We start from the raw sequence: 17,636 nt of genomic DNA on the forward strand, positions 1-17,636 counted from the left end.
TCTTTACTGCGCGACCGAGTTCTTCCGGGTGGGCGCGGAGGTAGCTCCGCGCAGCGTCCAAAGCAGCCTGGGTGTCGACCATGCGGTAGATGATAGTGACAACGGGGAGTGGAGGGGAAGAGATTCCTTCGGGCCCCGCCCTGGCCATGCGAGCCTGGTGATCCGGCCCCCCCACGGGGGGCCACAGGACCGTTGCGATTTACACGCCGAGCGGGGAGCAGCGCCGGCGCGCTCGAACACGAACAGCCCCAACACGCGCGCCGCGAGCATGCCGAAGTAGAGCGGGTGCAGATAGCCCAGGATGTAGCCGAGGGGCGGCAGCACGCCGCGAACCAGATCCGCAACGGGCACCACCACGAAGGCGCTGACGCTCGCCAGCAGCGCGAGCGCGAGCAACGCCAGCAGCACCTGGGCATAGGCCACGGGGAGGCGCTGGAAGAGCCGCACGGTGGTGAGCGGGTTGAAGGCGTCGAAGACGCTGTCCGCGTGCGCGGCCGCGATGAGGGCCAGCGGCAGCCAGAGGAGCCCGAAGAGGAACAGCCCGCCCGCGAGCAGCTGCGCCTCGAGCCCCTCACCGAAGTAGGCGACCAGGATGGCGGGCACCGACACCACGACCACGGCGACCGCGCTCTGCAGAAGGGGGCGGAGCAGGTCCATCACCTCGAGGAAGTCCGCGGCCATGGGGGGCTGCGTGGCGCCGCTGGCCGAGCTGCGGATGACGGTGAAGAGGTAGCCGACGAAGATGCACAGCCCGAACAGCTTCCCGAGCGCGCTGGCCCACGAGAGCACGCCGCACACGAGCGCGACGCCGATCCAATAGGGGGCGCTCTCGGCATCGAGCGGGTAGCGGAACACCCCGAGCAGCTGCCGCGCGAACGGCCGCGTGACACGCGAGGCCTCGAACACGACCGCGCGACGGCACTCGGGGCAAGCCTGCATGGGCGGGTACGGCTCGGGTGCCGGGACCAAGATGAGCTCGGCCTCGGCGAGGTAGCGCTCGCAGCGCGGACAGCGGTACACGCCCGCGGCGCTGTGCGGCGCCTCCGACACCCCCGGTCAGCCCCCGCTCATGCCCATGTCGGCGGGCACGACGATGGGCGCGCAGTAGCCCCGCTCGGCGGTCCAGGCGCTGCACGTGGTGCCGGCCGGACAGATGGGGACCCGTGGGTCACACGCGCGGCGGCACACGTTGAACGCGGCCTCGGTCACGCACACACCACCCAGGTCGCAGTCCACGCTGCGGGCGCACAGACCGTTGATGGCCACGCTGCCGCCGGGCAGGCAGACCCACTCCGTGCCCACTTCCGTGGTGGGTACACACGCTTGGGCCTCCTCGCACAGCGCCTGGCCGACCGGGCAGGTGTCGAGGCACACGCCGGCCCCCGTGCTGAGCTCGAAGCACTGGCGCCCGCCCCCGCAGTCCGGTGTGGCCACACAGGGCGTGAAGGTGTTGTTGGACTTGCCGCATGCGAGCAGCAGGCCCGCCAACGCGAGTGCCAGCACCAGGCGCCCCACCGTGGACGTGAGCTGGGTGCCGGAGACTCGGGCCGCGCGGTGCAAGATCATGGGGCCTGCTCTAGCACGTCTCCCACCTGCACCGAAAGGGCGACCCCGCCCCCGAGCTCCAGCACCTGCGCCACGGGCTGGTGGCAGCGGGAGGTCGCGTCGCCGGCCGGGATGCCGCGCTCGATGGCCACGATCTGGCCCGCGGCGTTGGCGAAGAGCGCGTCGATGGCGAAGCCCACGGGGGTGTTCTCGATGCAGACCTCGCCCTCGGTGGGGAAGACCAGCAAGAGACCGCGCCCCTCGTCGAGGCCGTCGCGGCCCGCCAGGCCCTCGCGCCGCGCGTCGGCGGTGCGGGCGAAGTCGGCTTCCACACGCAGGCGCAGGGTGCCATCGGGGCCACGCACCTCCACCAAGGGAACATCGGCACAAGCGCCACTCAGCAACGGCAGGGCAGCCGAGAGAACGAAGAGAGCCCGCGCACGCGTGCTCACAGCGAAGCCAGGAACTGGAGCAGCGCGTTCTGCTCACCGGGGGTGAGCGCCAGGAAGGCGAGGCGCGCGGCGTCGGCCTCCGACGAGTGAGCCCCAATGGCGTCGAGCAGCGTCTCCGACCGGCCATGGTGCATGTAGGGCGCGCTCGCGCTCACGCCCCAGAGCGGCGCCGTGCGGAACTCGCGCAGGGTGGCGTCGCCTTGGGCCACGCCCCCGGCGAGCGGGAGCGCCACGTCGTGCAGCAAGAAGTCGGAGTAGGCGCGCACCTCGAGGCCGTCGGCCGTCATGAGCGAGGGCACGTGACAGCCCGCGCAGCCCACGTCCGTGAAGAGGCCCTCGCCCACGTCCTCGAGCGCGGCGTCGCGGCGCTGACGAGCGGGCGCCGCGAGCCCCGCCACGAAGGCCACGAGGTCCTCCATGTCCACGCTGCCGATCTCGGGGTCGGCGAACAGGTCGGCGTCGGTGGCGGCGCCGAAGGTCAGGCCGTCTTGCGGCGGCACGGTGAGGCCCAGCTCCACGCTCAGCGCGTCGCGCGTGAACTCCGCCAGGCTGGGCACCTCGGCCTTCCAGCCGAACCGACCCACGCGCCCGTTGGGCAGCACGTGTGCGCGCCCCGAGATGCCGTTCATGTCCGCGTCGGCGGGGTCCGCCAGCGCCAGCAGCGTGGCCTCCGGAATGCGGTCCACCAGCCCCAGGCCGAAGAGCGCGGGGGTCTGGCGTGGCTCGAAGAAGTTCACGCCCGCCTCGGGCGCGGGACGCACCCCCGCCGTGTCGTGTCGGTGCAGCACCGTGCCGGTGCTCGGAGCGCTGAACACGCCTGCCGCGAGGGTGCCGTGCCGGATGACGTCCACGTCCAGCGGGCCCGCGCCGCCGATGGCGGGCTGGAAGTGACACGCGCGGCAGGAGTCGCCGTTGAAGCGCGGGCCGAGCCCCACGTCGCGGCCCATGTCGCGGTCGAACACGGCACGCCCACGCGTGAACTGCTGCCGCTCGACGTCCGCGAGGCCCGCGCGCGGAGCGCCGAGCAGACCTTCGGCGAGCAGGGGCGCAGCGGGTGGCAGCAGCCCGTCCGTGCGTTGCGTGCGGCCCCCGAGCGACGCCAGGAACGCGAGCAGCTCTTCTTGCCCGATGACACCCAAGGCCATGTACGCGTCACGCGCGCTGCTGGCCTCGCCGCCGTGCAGTCGGATGGCCTCGTCGAGGGTGGTGGCGCGACCATCGTGCAAGTAGGGCGACACCGCGACCACGCCCCACAGAGGCTGCGTGCGGAACTCCGCGCCCGTGGCCACGCCCTGCTCGATCCCATCGGCCAGCTCGGGCCCCATGTCGTGCAGCAAGAGGTCCGTGTAGGCCGGCACGCGGCCGTGGGGCCCAACCAGAGCGGGTGTGTGACAGGAGGCACAGCCGGTGTCCTCGAAGTGCTGCTCGCCACGCTCGGTGGTGGGCGTGGGGACGTCGGGCTGGGGTGCAGCCAGCAGCATGGCAAACGAGATCAACGCGTAGAGGTCCGGCTCGCTCAGCTCGGGATCGGGCGTGGGGTCCGCGTCGAAGGTGGGCTCGTCCGGCGCGCCCGCCTGCGCAGCCTGGGCACCCGCCACGCTGGGTCCGGCCCGCCGCGACGCCGGCGCCCCCTCGATGCCGCTGGGCACCGGCAGGTTCAGGCGCGCCACGTTGGAGAGCGGCTGGCTGGTGACACCCAAGTGGTTGAACAGGGGACCGCGGATGAAGACCTCGAGGTCCACGCTCTGCGCCTTGCGGCCGAAGCGCCCCACGAAGCCGCGGTCGAAGTTGGGGCGCCCGCTGATGCCGTCGCCGTCGGCGTCTGCAGGGTCGGCGCGGCGCAGGATCTCTTCGTCGCTCACCTCGGCGAGCGCGCCCACCCCGAAGAACGGGATGGGGCTGCGGTTGGCGCCCAGGTTGACGAAGGCCTCCTCGGCGACACGGCCGCGCATGCCCGTGAGGAACTGCGCCTGCACCCCGCTGCTGTTCACGCCACGCGGGATGTAGCTGCCGTCCGGATCACGGTAGGCCACGATCAGGAAGTCGCGGTAGTGCGCGGCGCCCCCACCCGCGACGGGCTTCTCGTGGCAGGCCAGGCACGTGGTGGCGTTGAAGGGCGGCCCGAGGCCCCCCGAGATGGGCACGCTGCGGAGCGCCACCTCACGTCCTCGCACGAACTCGGCGCGCTGGGCGTCGGTGGCGCGCGGCATGACGTCCCCGAGGGGCGCGAAGATGCCGGGCGCCACGGGCAGAGGCTCCGACGCACAGCCCACCAGTCCCACGAGCGCCGCGACGACGCTCGCCAGGAGCCTTCGTTGCGGAGCGAGACTCACTCGTCCACCGCGAGGTTGCGCACGAAGGCGATGCCTTCCTCTTCGCCTGGTGCGGCGGTGAAGTTGCCGCCCACCGCCGTGAGCACGCCCGTCGAGTCGCCGAAGATGGCGTGGAAGTCGAGCGCGGTGGCCGGGACCTCTTCCCGGAACGTGCCCGCCACGAGGTCCAAGCGCGCGATGGTGCCCTCGACGCCCACCACGTGCGCCACCCCGGGCGTACGCATGAACACCCCGTTGAGCCCCGGCAGCGGCGCGAGCGACTCGGCGCGCCACGTCTCCCCGTTCCAGATGGCGACGCGCCCGTTGGAGCGGCCGCCGACCGCGACGATCTCGCTCGCGCTCGTGCCATAGAGGGCGATCAGGTCGTCGCCGGTGCCGGACGCCTCCTCCACCCAGCTCTCGCCCTGGTAGTGCAGAATCACGCCGCTGCGGCCCACGGCGTAGATGTTGTCCGCGGCGGTGCCCCAGATCTTGAAGAGGGCCGTGACGTTGGGGCGCTGGAACTCGGGCAGCGTGACGCTCTCCCAGGCGTCGCCGTCATAGTGCAGCAGGGTGGCGACCGAGCTGGTGTTGCCACGGCCGCCCACCGCCCAGACGTCGTTGGGCGCGGCGCCCCAGACGCCCCACAAGGCCTCGCTGGTGGGGGTGGGCTGCTGCGTCCAGGCCGCGCCGTCGAAGTGCAGCACCGTGCCGCCGTTGCCCACCACGAAGATGTCGCTGGCCGAGAAGCCGTGGATCCAGTTCAGCAGGGGGACGTCCGGCACCCCCGCCACGAGCGAGAAGCCATCGCCGGTATGGGTCAGAATGCCGCCTTGGTCCTCCACGCCCCCCACGAGGTAACGCGGCCCTTCGCTGGGGGCCCAGACACTCAGCCACCAGCCGAAGCCCTCGCTGCCGGGCTCGAGCTGCCAGCCAGCGTCCCGGGAGGGGCCGCCGCAGGCCACGAGCACGAGGTGGAGGACCAAGACGACCAGGGTGAGGGTGAGTGGGGGCGCGAGCCGGGCGCGTGGGCGCGTGGGGGTGGTCACGCCGGGAAGGTACCGAGTGGGGGCCCCCGGTTCCAGCCCATGAGAGCCGACTTTTTGCGCTTTTTTCTAGGTTGACTAGCTTGTGGAGATGGTTTCTCGGCGACGCACTACGCTCGGCTGGCTCTTTGGGGCGACGGTAGCCGCTACGTCCGGGCTCGGGTTGAACCCGCCGCTGCGCGCGGAGCCCCTGCCAGAAGCCCCCGCCGTGACTCGCGTGCCGCCCGCTCGGGACTTCTCCCCCGGGCGCGCCGTCCCTGCTGCCGGCTCCGTGGTGGCGCACGTGCGCGCTGCGCTCGCTGCCGGGGACCACGCCGGCGCCCGACAGCTGGCCGAGACCACGCTCCGCCTCACCACCGATCCGGACGAGGCTGCCGAGCTGCGCTGGCTGGCCGCGGTGGCCTGCGAGGGCCTGGGGGACGGCGCGGGTCGCACCACGCACCTGGCCGCCCTGTCGACGTCTGGTCACCCGCTGGCGCCCTATGCCTCGCTCCAGCTGGCGGAGAGCGTGCTGGCCACGGATCCGGCGCGCGCGGTTCACCTCACGGCATCGCTGCGTGGCGACTGGGGCGGCGCGTGGACCGCTCGCATGACGGAGGCCCGCGCGCTGGTCGCGCTCGGTCGGAACGACGAGGCCATCGCGCGCTACCGCGCCATCGTGGCCGCCACGCCGGACGACGTGGCCGCCATCAGCGCCGGCATGCCGCTGGTGAACCTGCTGGCCGCGCGCGACGACGTGGCCAGCAAGGCCGAGGCCATCGCCATCTTGCGGCGCGTCGCCACGCGCTCGGCGGGCACCCCGCTGGCCGCCTCGTGCCTGGCGCGCGTGACCAGCATCCTCGCGACGCTGCCCGACGAGGAGCGCACACGGCTGACGCCCATGCCGCTGACCGATCGCCTGCAGGAGGCCGCTGCACAGGCCCGCGCGCTGCGCTTCGAGGAGGCTGCGCGCCAGTTCGAAGCCATCGCAGACGAGCCCGGGAGCGAGGGTGCCGTGCGCTGCGAGGCGCGGCTCGAGGCGGGCAAGGCGCTGCTGCGCGCGCGTGACCGGCGCCCGGCCGTGACGCACTTGGTGTGGGTGGGCGAGCACTGCACCACCCCCGAGCACGTGGCCTGGGCGCGCTACGAGGCCGGCCGGGGCTACACATCGCTGGGCGATCCCGCCGCCGCCATCGCGCAGTTCGAGGCGCTCGAGCGCCAGGCGCCGACGCATCGCTTGGCCGACGACGCCCGCTACCGCGCGGCGGTGCTGGACCTCGAGGAGGGTCGCCCCGAGGCCTTCCGCGCCCGCATGAGCGAGCTGCCCACGCGCTACCCGAGCGGTGACATGGTGGAGCGCGCGCTGGTGGAGCTGGCCCTCGAGGCGCGTGCACGCCGCGACTTCGCCGCCGCACGGCAGCACCTGGACGCGGCCCTCGCAGGCCCCACCGGCACGGCCGACAGCGAGGGCATGGAGGGGCGCTCGGCCTACTGGCTGGCGCGCACGCTGCACGACCTCGAGCTGCGCAGCGACGCCATCGCGGCCTACGCGCGCGTCATCCGCGAGTGGCCGCTGAGCTACCACGCGCAGCTGGCGGCCACGCGCCTGGGTGCCCTCTCGCCGAGCGACCTCGAGAGCACGCTCGCGCCCATGCGGCACACCGGCCCCGAGCCCGTGCTGCGCTTCCCCGCGCACCCCCTGCACCAGAGCGAGGGCTTCCGCGCGGCGATCGCGCTGTTCCGGGTGGGCGACACGTCGCGCGCGCGCTGGGCGCTGGACGCGCTGGCAGTCACGGCGGGCGACGCCCAAGACGAGCTGCTGTGGGTGACGGCGGCGCTCTACGAGCAGGCGGGCGACCGCACGGGCGCCATGCAGCTGATCCGCGAGCACAGCACGGCCATGCGGCGCATCGCCCCCGTGGGTCATGGGCGCGCCCTCTGGCGCCTGGCCTACCCCGCTGCCTTCGCGCCCCTGATCGAAGAGAGCGCTGCTCGCGAGCAGCTGCCCGCCGCGTTCGTGCGGGCCATCGCGCGCGAGGAGAGCTCGTTCAACCCGGGCGCCGTGAGCTGGGCCAACGCCTATGGCCTGGTGCAGGTCATCCTGCCCACCGCGCAGCGCCACGGCGCGCCGCTGGGCCTCACGGTGAACGCGCGCACGCTGCGCGACCCGGAGACCAACCTGCGCATCGGCACCCGCTTCATGCGCTTCCTGCTGGACCGCTACCCGGGCAACGTGGCCGTGGTGCCCGCGGCGTACAACGCGCAGGCCAGGGAAGCGGGCTCCGACCGCTGGCTGCGCGCACGCGCCGCGTGCTGCAGTCCTACGGGGTGTACAGCTGGCTCGACTCGGGGAGCCTGCCGGCGATGCCCGACACCATCCCGCCGCCGGGCTGAGCGCTCCACACAGCTTGCCGGGAGGCCGATTCGTCTTGCCGCAAGGCACCATGGGCACCCACCGCTGAAGCGGTGACGGCGACGGCGTACGTGAGCGTCTAACGCAGGCGTTCGGCCCATGGTCACAGCTGGCTCGACTCCGGGCAGCCTGCCGCCCTGCCGGCACCATCGCCGCCAGGGGACAAGTCCATCAGGGCAGCAAGCCCGAGACCGAGCCATGCGGATCACAATGCTGCGGCTGGCGGTGGAAGCGGGGACCGAGCAGCACGAGGAGGCGCGCCAGGAAGCCCAGACCGGCAGGCGGACGACGCCGAACTTCCACCATTAGTCCGCCGAAGGGGGACTTTCAGGTGCCAGGCCGGGCTGCCCTGCTTCAGCCATGGGTGCCCAATGACTCGGCTCCCGGTCTCGAAGCGTGGCTCGCCATCGACCAGGGATACGTCCGCGCGCTCAGCTCTCGAGGGCCTTGCCCAGCTCCTCGATGAGCTTCTTGGCCTTGGACGACAGCTCCTTGGGCACGTCTACCTGGATGACGTTGATCAGGTCGCCGCGACCACGACCGTCCAGCCGCGGGATGCCCGCTCCGCGCACGACGCGCGCGTCACCGGGCTGGGTGCCCTTCGGGATCTTCACCTTCACCGGGGGCTCACCCGTCTTGAGCGCAGGCACCTCCACGTCGGTGCCGAGGGCCGCCTCCGGGAACGAGATGTGGAGCTCGTGCACCAGGTCGTATCCGTCGCGCTGGAAGCGCTCGTGCTGCTCCACCACCACGGTGACGTGCAGATGCCCCGCCGGGCCGCCACGCGTGCCCGCCTGGCCCTGGTTGGTGAGGCGCAGCGTCTGGCCCGAGTCCACGCCCGCCGGGACGGAGATGCGGACCTTGCGCTCCAGCTCTTCGGACCCGCGGCCCTTGCACTTCTCGCAGGCCTTCACGACCTTCTGGCCGGTGCCACGACACGTGGGGCACGTGGTGGAGAAGACGAAGGCGCCACGCTTCTGGCCCACTTGGCCGCGGCCGCTGCATGCGGTGCAGGTGCTGACCTCGCCGCCCCGCCCTTCGCAGGCACCGCATGGCGTGGGGTGCTTCAGGTCCAGGTCGCGCTGCACACCGAAGGCCGCCTCTTCCAGCGTGAGGCCAATCTGCATGCTGAGGTCCGAGCCGCGCGTGGGCCCGTTGGGGTTCTGGCGCCGGCCGCCGCCGAAGCCCCCGCCCCCGCCGAACAAGTCGCCGAAGATGTCTTGGAACGAGCTGAAGATGTCGCCCATGTCCTGGAAGCCCGCGCCGCCGCCGCGACCCTCGAGGCCGGCGTGCCCGAAGCGGTCGTAGACCGCGCGCTTCTCCGCGTCGTTCAGCACGCCGTAGGCCTCGCTGGCCTCCTTGAACTTGTCCTCGGCGGTGGGGTCGTCCGGGTTGCGATCGGGGTGGAACTGGAGTGCCAGCTTCCGGTACGCCTTCTTCAGCGTCGACGCGTCAGCGTCCTTCTCGACCCCGAGGACTTCGTAATAATCGCGTTTGGACATGGAGCGGCGCGCAAGATAAGTCGCCCTGGGGGTCGGTCAAGCGGCCGCGTGTCGCCCCAAAATATCGGCCACGAGCGCCTCGGGCAGCACCCCCGTGCGCTGGAACGCGCGCATGTGGAGGATGGGCTCGCCGCCCAGCTCGGCCGTGGTGCGCCCGCGGATGGTCTCGCTGTAGAGCCGCGGGAAGAAGTCCTCGAGCCCGGCGGACCCGTGGCCCAGGCGCCGCGTGAGGGAGAACAGCGCCGTGAGCGAGTTCATCTTCATGTAGGGACACGTGGCGCAGCCACCCGCCGTGGAGCAGCCCTCGCCCGCCGCCACGCCGGGCACCACCGTGAGGCCCGAATCAGGGACCTCCGCGATGGCCTGGCTGGACACGGGGAACACGATCTCGGCGGCCAGCTCCGGCCCGCCCGCCCGCTGCGCCGCGCTCAGCACGCGCTGCACGTTGCGCACGATGGGCGTGATCATGCCGGCCTCGGTGCCCAGCACGAACTGCAGGGTCTGCGGCTCGCTGCCGCCCGCGTCGATGACGGAGCGCAGCGCCTTCTCGATGAAGGTGAGGATGTCCGAGGTGGAGCCCACCACGCCGGCCCCGCGCCGCTGACGCTCGAGGCCGAGCGCGAACATCTCGCCGGGCACCTCGAGGTGCGCCGTGACGTAGGCGTCCGGGTAGCTCTGCTCCACCTGCTGCACCACCTCGGCCCCGAACATGTGGTGCACGATGCAGGTTCCCTGCTCGAAGTAGTGGAAGCGCTGGGAGAGCGACCGCACGCTCTCGGGCGTGTGGGCCGGGTGGACCGCCGCGACCTTGGCCGCGTCCATCTCGCCGAGCGAGCGGAAGAGGTGCGCCAGGTTGTGGCCCATGTACGTGTCGGGCCCGAAGAAGATGTGGATGTCGGGCACCTGCGCTGCGGCTTGCAGCACGCTGCGCACCACGTTGGAGCTGGTGCAGGTGAGCGTGGGCACCAGCGCGTGGGCCTTGGCCTTGGTGACCAGGCTGGTGTTGATGTAGACGATGTGCAGCGCGCGCTCGAACTGGGCGGCCTCGCTGAGGTACGCACCGTAGGCCGGGGTCTCGGCCGACTCCGCCAGCGAGCAGCCGATGGCGGGCGCCGTGACGCGATAGACTGGGATCGGCTTGTGCCCGGCCGCGTCCAGCATGGCGCGCACGTTCTCGCTCATGAAGTCCACGCCCAGCACGATGACCGACGTGACCCCGGCCTCGGCCATGGTGATGGCGCTGTCCGCCATGAGCAGCGAGTCGCTGACGTGGATGTGCGGCCAGGTGCAGCGCGCCAGCACGCCCTGCAGCTCCGGGTCCATGTAGAAGTGCGCCACGATGCCCACGTTCTTTTCGTGAAGCAGCGCGTCCAGCTCGGACACCAGCGCCATGTCCGGCGAGAGGTACATGGCCTGGGCCTCCGCGAACGCGCCCTGGGGCTCGAGCGCCTGGGCCGTGATCTTGAGGGAGGGGAAAGGCTGCTTCGTGGGCGTGGTCATCAGACCCGAACTATACGCGCGGCGCTGCGTGCGTCACCCCCGGCAGGGTGCCATCTTCCCGCCGATGGCTCTCGACCCTGCTTTCGTGGCCGACTGCCCCTACGGGCCGGGCGGGCTGCTCCTCGACGACATTCTCTCCATCGACCGGGACGCCGGGCGCGTGGTGGCCCGCATGCCGGCGCACGCGGAGCTCCCGCTGACCCGTGAGCAGCGCGCCCACCCGGTGCGTCACCCGCAGCACGTGAGCGGCGGGCTCATGGTGCACATGACGGGCATGATGGGCTTCGTGCACGCCTACCACGTGCTGGGGCTGCGCCACGCGGAGGGCTGGATTGGCTACGGCGGGCGCATCTACGAGGCGCGCTTCCTGGCTCTCGGCCACATGGGCACGCCGCTCACGCTGAGCTGCACGGCCACGCGCGTGCGGCGCGGCGAGGCGCGCGCCTTCTGCCGTTACGACTTCGAGTTCACGCAGGGCAGCACGGTGGTGTACCGCAGCGACCAAGCGGCCATGTGGCTGAAGACCGGCGAGGGTGTGACGGCGGAAGACCTCGCGGGCGACTGACACCGAGCGGCAAAGCGGGAGCGCTGCTATCCTCCGCGGCGCATGCCCAGGGTCCTTGAGCAACTCGCCACCTTCGGCGGTGCGGCCGCGCTGGTGGCGGCGGTCTTCACCCTGCTGTGCTTCGTGGTGCTGCCCAAGGAGCAGCGCTACCGCGCTCGCATGCCCACCGCCATGCTGGCGCTGTTCGGGCTGTCCGCCGTGGTGCACGTCATCACCAGCCCCGAGCACGTGGTGCACGACGCCTTCGGCACCATCGGGCTGTTCTTCCTGATGCTGTCGCTGGCGCGCACCACGTTCCTGCTGCTCTACCACGGTATCGTGGTGCGCTCGATGTCGCGCGAGGCCCCGCGCATCATCGGAGACCTGGTGCAGGGGCTGTTCTTCGCGGCCGCGCTGACGGTGGTGCTGCGCGCCGTAGGCGTGGAGATCGGCTCGCTGCTGGGTGCCTCGGCGCTGCTCACGGCGGTCATCGGCTTCGCGCTGCAGGACACGCTCGGGAACCTGTTCTCCGGCTTGGCCATGCAAATGCAGGCGCCCTTCGAGGTGGGTGACTTCATCAGCTACGACAGCGAGGAGCTGCACATCGGCTGCGTGGTGGAGATGAACTGGCGCGCCGTGCGCCTGATGTCCATCGAGCGGGTGGAGATGACGGTGCCCAACACCACGCTGGCCAAGGCGCTGCTGCAGAACTACAGCCGGCCCAGCAAGGTGGTGCGGCGCTCCGTGCGGCTGGCGGCGCCGGCCGAGCTGCCCCCCGAACGCGTCCACCGCGTGGTCATCGCCGCGGTGGGAAGCGTGCGCGGCGTGCTGCCCACCCCCGAGCCCGTGGTGCTGACGCGTGAGTTCGACGAGCGCGGCGTGGTCTACGAGGTGCTCTACTTCATCACCGACTTCGCGCTGCGCGAGGTGATTGCCAGCGCGGTGCGTGACCGCATCTGGTACGCCCTCCAGCGCGCGGGCACCAACGTGCCCATGCCACGGCGCACGCTGCACGTGCACGAGGTCAACCGCGACACCATCGCCCGCCAGGAGGCGGTGCGCGCGGGGGAGCGCCTCGAGACGCTGAACCACGTGGACTTCCTGGCCGCGCTGCCGGACGACGCCAAGGTGCGCCTCGTGGAGGGCGCGCGCAGCCAGCTGTTCGCCAAGGGCGAGCGCATCATCTGCGAAGGCGAGGTGGGCCACGAGCTCTTCATCATTCGCAGCGGGCGGGTCCGGGTGATGGTCAAGAGCAGCAAGCGCGGTGAGGTGGAGGTGGCCCAGCTGGGCCCCAACCAGTTCTTCGGCGAGATGTCGCTGATGACCGGCGAGCAGCGCAAAGCCAGCGTGGACGCCATCGACGAAACCGAGCTGCTGGTCATCGACAAGGAGGCGTTCCGGCCCATCTTGGACAGCTCGCCGAAGCTGGCCGAGACCATCAGCGACGTGCTGGCGGCCCGCGCGCTCGAGCTGGGCGAGGAGGCCTCGGCCGACCGCTCGGTCCACGAAGGCGCGCAGGGGCGCACGAGTGGCATGCTGCTCACCCGCATCAAGAGCTTCTTCTCGCTCGGGTCGTCCGACTCGGAAGGCGGCAACTCATGACACAGCGACCGATTGGAAGAGACACCCGCGTGGGTGTCGTGCAGATCACCTCGCGCGACGACGTGGACCAGAACCTCGCCGCCGTGGAGCGCACCGTGCGGCAGGCTGCCGCCGAGGGCGCCGAGCTCATTCTGGTGCCCGAGTGCTTCTCGTTCTTGGGCCCCGAGCAGGGCAAGCTCGATCTCGCCGAGACGCTGGGTGGCGATGGCCCCATCTTCCGTCGTTGCGCGGAGCTGGCTCGCTCGCTCTCCTGTGATGTGGTGTTCGGTGGCTTCTGGGAGCGCGGCAGCACACGCAGCCACGTGTTCAACACCTGCCTACACCTCGGACCCGATGGCACCGTACGCGCCGCCTACCGCAAGGTGCACCTGTTCGACGTGGACCTCGAAGACGGCACCCGAGTGATGGAGAGCGACACCATCGAGCCGGGCAACGAGCTGGTGGTCACGGACACGCCCTTCGGCAAGCTGGGCCTCTCCATCTGCTACGACCTGCGCTTCCCCGAGCTGTACCGCGCGCTCGTGGACCAGGGCGCCATCGCGCTGGCGGTGCCCGCGGCGTTCACGCTGACCACCGGCAAGGACCACTGGCACGTGTTGCTGCGCGCGCGCGCCATCGAGCAGCAGTGCTACGTGCTGGCCGCCGCGCAGACCGGCACACACTTCGGGCGGCGAGCGTCGTACGGACACGCCATGATCGTGGACCCGTGGGGCACCGTGCTGGCGCAGTGCGGCGAGGGCGAGGGAGCGGCGGTGGCCACGGTGCGCCCCGACGTGGTGGAGAAGATCCGCGCGCAGCTGCCGAGCCTGCGTCATCGGCGCCCCGAGGTCACGCGTCGCGCGGGCACCTCTTCACAGGGGTGAGGCACTAGGTTTTAGGAGGTCTGGTCAACTTTTCGCGATCCCCCGTTTTTTGGATCCGGAGTGGTTGGGCCTCCTACCATTCGTGCGTGCCCCACTCTCGCTGGGGCCCGAACGAGCATGACGCTGAACCTCGACCTGCCGCCGCGCCCCGCCGCCCTCCCCTTTGCTCCCTCCTCTCCCCAGGCCCGCGACGCGCGGCGACGCCTTGCCGCGTTGCTGCTGGGCGCCGAGGGGCAGCAGGAGCTCCCACCGGTCTCGGAGCTGGCGGGAGCGTGCCTGCTGCTGGCGCGAGCCTCGGAGCGCAAGGTGCTGCTGCCGCTGGCCGAGAGCGCCCGTGAGCTTGCGATGGTGCGGCGCGGCGAGCGCGTGTTCGTGAGCGACTACGGCACCGAGAGCGTGCCGGAGCTGTACTGCCTCGAGCGCCCCGTCGGCCTGCTGCGCGTGCTCTCGGCCTGCCGCGAAACGCTGCTGGCCGAGGCCCTCGAGCTCGACGGTGCGCGCCGCGAGATCCACCAGCAGCTGGCGGACCAGCTAGCTGCGCAGCGGCTGGTGCCGGTGGACGCCACCCCGCCCGCGGTGCGTCAGCGCGGCGGCGAGACGCGTGCCCCCGAGGAGGGCGTAGCGCTCGCGTTCGGTTACGAGGTGCGGCTGCCGTCGAGTGACGAGGCGCTGACCACCCGCTCCGCGCGCGCCGACATCCACGCGATGTTCTTCCAGGGCACGCTGTGGGCCTACCTGCGCGGGCGCCGTGTGCCGCTGGTGCAGGGGCCGGTCCTGCTGGTGGTGCAGCGCCTGATCGTGGCGGTGCGTGTGCTGGTGGACGCCTGGGACTCGGGCCGCCCCACGCACGTGCGACTGCGCACCGGTCACTTCCAGGTGGGGGTGCGGCTCGACGCTGCGCGCCAGATCTCGCTCTCGCTCACCGGCGAGGCGGGTGAGCCGGTGACGGCGCAGGCGCTCCAGCTGGGCGAGACGGCCGAGCCGATCCTGCGCCTCGCGGCCGACCTGGTGCGCGCCATGATCGCGGCGGACCGGTCACAGGGCCGCAACCTGCGCGTGCGGGCGCTGCGCGATGAAGTCCGCACGCTGCGGCGGGCCGTGCGGGAGCGAGAGTCACAGCGCGGCTTCGTGAACCACGACCCCGAGCGCGTGCGGCACATCGCCCAGGCGGAGGGGACCTCCGAGCGCACCCAGCGCGAAGAGCCGAAGGCGTCCGTGGCTCCGGTTCGGACGCTACGCTTCGGCGAGCGCTGGCGGGTGGCCGTGGATGGCCTCGACGCCGGGAGTACGTTCCTGTGCGGCGACCGCCTGGTGATGGCCACGGCGCGCCACACGGTGGCCATCGGGCGCGAGCGCGGCGAGGTGCTGTGGGTGCGCGCGGGCGTGGACACCAGCGCCTTCATGGCGGGCACCACGCTGGTGCGCACCTCGGCCGACGGCCGCGTGGAGCTGTGCGACGTATCCGACGGCGAGCCCTTTGCCACCGCCCGCGTGGACGCGCGCGCCGGCACCCCGCAACCGGGAATGCTGCTGGGCGGGAACGGCGTCCCACCGATGGTGGCGCTCATGGAGGGCGGCCAGCGCGTGGTGGCGCTCGACCTGCGCACCGGCCAGCCGCGCTGGCGCTTCACCAGCCGCAGCGCGAGCGGGCTCCAGCTGAAGCGCGTGGGACGCGTGCTGCTCATGACCACGCCCGAAGGCACGCTGCACGCCGTGGACACCAGCACCGGTGACGAGCTGTGGTGCTACGCCACCAAGGAGCGCCTGGCCACGGCGCCCGTGGTGGTGGGCGACCGCGTGGTGCTGGCGGCCGGCGCCCTCGGGGCACGCCACGGCTCGCTGCACGTGGTGGACCTCTACAGCGGCAAGGCGCACTTCACCTCCACGCTGGACGGTGCCCCGCTGGCCACGCCCGTGGCCGACCGTGATGGGGTGGCCGTGGCGGTGACCCGAGACGGCGGACGGCGCGCCATCGCCTACCGCTGCGACCGTGACGAGGTGCGCTGGGACATCGCCGACCCGGGCCTGGGGGTGGGCGCCGCCACCCTGATCGTGGACGACCTGTTGGTGTGCAACAGCCCCGAGGGGCGGCTCTCGGCGGTGGAGATCGCCACCGGTGCCACGCGCTGGTCGGCGTCGCTGGCCGAGCCGGGCGCCGACGACGTGCCACGCCGCCTCGAGCCCGTGCTGCGTGGTGGGGCGCTGTTCGTGCCGTCCTCCACGGTGCACGTGCTGCGGCCGCACGACGGCTCGCGCATCGGCGAGGGCCTGCGCTGTGAGCTGGTGCCCGACTGGATCCGTGTGGACGAGCGCGGCTGGGTGTTCGTGGCCGAAGAGAGCGGGCACGTGAACGCGCACGCGCCGGTGCCGCACCTCGAGCTCGTGCGGAGTTGACGTGAACGGCACCCACGATGGCCGCCAGCACGCTTCCCGCCCTGCCCGAATGAAGGGCTACCTAGGCCTGCTGGCTCCCGCGTGCGCGTTGCTGGCGGCGTGCAGCTCGCCCGGTAGCAGCACCACCAACCCCGCCGCCACCCCCGCCGCGAGCGAAGGCACCCCCCAGACGGAGGCCAGCGACGTGACACCGACCACCCTGCCCCCTGACCTCCACGTGGTGGTCTTCTTCGACACGGAGCGCGGGCACGAGCACTTGGACGTGCGCGTCCTCTCGAGCGACACCGGCACCTACATCTCGGGCGTCCGGGCCGACGAGTCACGCGCCCTCCGCGTCACGCAGCGCATCGACCTCACGGGTGAGCAGCGGCAAGCCTACGCGGCACGCATCGCCGCGCTGTCGCGCATGCCCCGCTGTGAGCCTCTCGCGCGCTTCCCCAACGAGCCGCTCTTCCGTATCGACTCGCCCGAGTACAACGACGAGGGCCCCTCGCTGTGGCTGCGCGAGAACGGGGAGCGCATGATCGCGAGCAGCGACCCTTGCCTCGGGTACGCGCAGCTCGCCCACTTCGTGTACACGACGTGGATGAGCCACCGCTTCTAGGCGTCCTGGCCGCCACGCTCGCCACTCATCCGTCACCGGAGGAGTTTTCTGTCTGCAACGCATGGTCAGCCCCCTCCTTAGTGTGGCACTCTCGTGGGACCAGCCATGGGTTCCGAGCGCCAACCTCCGCGACCAACGCTGCGCTCCGTGGTCCTCTTGACCCTCAGCGCCGCGTGCGCGTTGGCGTGGCCCGGTGCCGGGCTCGTGCGCGCCGACGACGTGAGCGTGCCCATCTCGCTGCAGGTGGACCTGCTCGGGCGTGTGGCGGCGTACGAGCAACGTTATGCGAGCCAGCCGAACGCGGAGGCCGTGGTGCTGATCGTGGTCCGCCGGGGTCACACGGAGTCCGTCCGCGCGGCTGGCCAGATCGAGGCTGGCATCCGACGCAACGCCACGCTCGGCGGCCGACGTGTTCGCACGGTGCAGCACAGCTACTCGAACGCGGCCACCCTGCGCGCGGCGGTCGACTCGAACGAAGCTGCGATTGCCTACCTGACCCCGGGACTCGGGGACCAAGCGGGAGGCATCGCGAGCGCGCTGGTGGGGGCGCCCGTCATGACGGTGAGCGCCGTGGGGTCGGACGCCGAGCGCGGCATCGTGCTCTCGTTCGAGCTGGTGGCCGCACGCCCCACCCTGGTGGTGAACCTGCCGCAAGCACGGCGTCAGGGTGTGGTCTTCTCATCGCAGCTGCTGAGACTCGCGAGGGTGATCCAATGAGCGCGCTGCGCCCCGTGCCCCGCGGCCTGGCTGTCACCCTCGGCCTGCTCACGCTCTTGCTCGCGCTGCCACGCGTGGCGCTCGCGCAAGCCGAGCCCGAGGGCGACGAGGCTGAGCCGGCGGACCTCGGCGACCTGGAGTCGCTGCTGGGGGAAGAGGTCGT

General features: G+C 71.8%; 14 protein-coding genes. 7 read left to right on the forward strand and 7 right to left on the reverse strand.

What is annotated here, in order from left to right; all coding sequences use genetic code 11:
• Positions 1–3: 3 nt before the first annotated feature.
• From IPI43_30160 to IPI43_30180, 5 genes are read right to left on the reverse strand one after another with little or no spacing between them, the layout of a single operon-like run.
• On the reverse strand, positions 4–1,050 hold the full coding sequence (locus IPI43_30160; GenBank protein ID MBK7778325.1) for a hypothetical protein: 1,047 nt from the start codon (positions 1,048–1,050) through the stop codon (positions 4–6).
• 6 nt (positions 1,051–1,056) lie between these two features.
• Complete coding sequence (locus IPI43_30165; protein MBK7778326.1) at positions 1,057–1,566, reverse strand: hypothetical protein; 510 nt, start codon at positions 1,564–1,566, stop codon at positions 1,057–1,059.
• A complete protein-coding gene (locus IPI43_30170; GenBank protein ID MBK7778327.1) occupies positions 1,563–1,997 on the reverse strand; it encodes a DUF192 domain-containing protein in 435 nt (144 codons plus the stop codon). Before IPI43_30170 ends, IPI43_30165 begins: the two co-directional genes overlap by 4 nt.
• Complete coding sequence (locus tag IPI43_30175) at positions 1,994–4,330, reverse strand: hypothetical protein (GenBank protein MBK7778328.1); 2,337 nt, start codon at positions 4,328–4,330, stop codon at positions 1,994–1,996. The genes IPI43_30170 and IPI43_30175 overlap by 4 nt, the downstream gene beginning before the upstream one ends.
• Positions 4,327–5,358 (reverse strand): hypothetical protein, encoded by a 1,032-nt coding sequence (locus IPI43_30180; GenBank protein MBK7778329.1) that lies wholly within the window; start codon positions 5,356–5,358, stop codon positions 4,327–4,329. The genes IPI43_30175 and IPI43_30180 overlap by 4 nt, the downstream gene beginning before the upstream one ends.
• A 205-nt stretch (positions 5,359–5,563) precedes the next feature.
• Between IPI43_30180 and IPI43_30185 the strand changes: the two genes are divergently transcribed.
• Positions 5,564–7,804, forward strand: a complete 2,241-nt coding sequence (locus IPI43_30185) for a transglycosylase SLT domain-containing protein (protein ID MBK7778330.1) — start codon at positions 5,564–5,566, stop codon at positions 7,802–7,804.
• Positions 7,805–8,178: 374 nt separating this feature from the next.
• Here IPI43_30185 and dnaJ read toward each other — a convergent pair whose 3' ends face one another.
• Both dnaJ and nadA read right to left on the reverse strand, forming a co-directional pair.
• Positions 8,179–9,249, reverse strand: a complete 1,071-nt coding sequence (gene dnaJ / locus IPI43_30190) for a molecular chaperone DnaJ (GenBank protein MBK7778331.1) — start codon at positions 9,247–9,249, stop codon at positions 8,179–8,181.
• Between the two features lie 36 nt (positions 9,250–9,285).
• Positions 9,286–10,749, reverse strand: coding sequence for a quinolinate synthase NadA (nadA, locus tag IPI43_30195; GenBank protein MBK7778332.1), 1,464 nt, complete (start codon positions 10,747–10,749; stop codon positions 9,286–9,288).
• A 64-nt stretch (positions 10,750–10,813) separates the two neighbouring features.
• Here nadA and IPI43_30200 point away from each other — a divergent pair, with 64 nt between their 5' ends.
• From IPI43_30200 to IPI43_30225, 6 genes are all read left to right on the forward strand, one after another.
• Complete coding sequence (locus IPI43_30200) at positions 10,814–11,314, forward strand: hypothetical protein (protein MBK7778333.1); 501 nt, start codon at positions 10,814–10,816, stop codon at positions 11,312–11,314.
• A gap of 42 nt (positions 11,315–11,356) precedes the next feature.
• Entirely contained in the window at positions 11,357–12,895 is a 1,539-nt protein-coding gene (locus IPI43_30205; protein ID MBK7778334.1) for a mechanosensitive ion channel family protein, read from the forward strand.
• The gene (locus IPI43_30210; GenBank protein MBK7778335.1) at positions 12,892–13,758 is read left to right on the forward strand and encodes a carbon-nitrogen hydrolase family protein; all 867 of its coding nucleotides are present in this window, start codon (positions 12,892–12,894) and stop codon (positions 13,756–13,758) included. Before IPI43_30205 ends, IPI43_30210 begins: the two co-directional genes overlap by 4 nt.
• 117 nt (positions 13,759–13,875) lie before the next feature.
• Positions 13,876–16,152: a PQQ-binding-like beta-propeller repeat protein gene (locus IPI43_30215; GenBank protein MBK7778336.1), complete on the forward strand. Its 2,277-nt coding sequence runs from the start codon at positions 13,876–13,878 to the stop codon at positions 16,150–16,152.
• A gap of 49 nt (positions 16,153–16,201) precedes the next feature.
• Positions 16,202–16,756, forward strand: a complete 555-nt coding sequence (locus IPI43_30220) for a hypothetical protein (protein MBK7778337.1) — start codon at positions 16,202–16,204, stop codon at positions 16,754–16,756.
• 147 nt (positions 16,757–16,903) lie between these two features.
• The gene (locus IPI43_30225) at positions 16,904–17,473 is read left to right on the forward strand and encodes a YfiR family protein (GenBank protein MBK7778338.1); all 570 of its coding nucleotides are present in this window, start codon (positions 16,904–16,906) and stop codon (positions 17,471–17,473) included.
• The last annotated feature ends 163 nt before the right edge of the window (positions 17,474–17,636 follow it).

The sequence above is a fragment of the Sandaracinaceae bacterium genome (assembly GCA_016706685.1).
Taxonomy (GTDB): Bacteria; Myxococcota_A; Polyangia; order Polyangiales; family Houyiibacteriaceae; genus JADJJE01.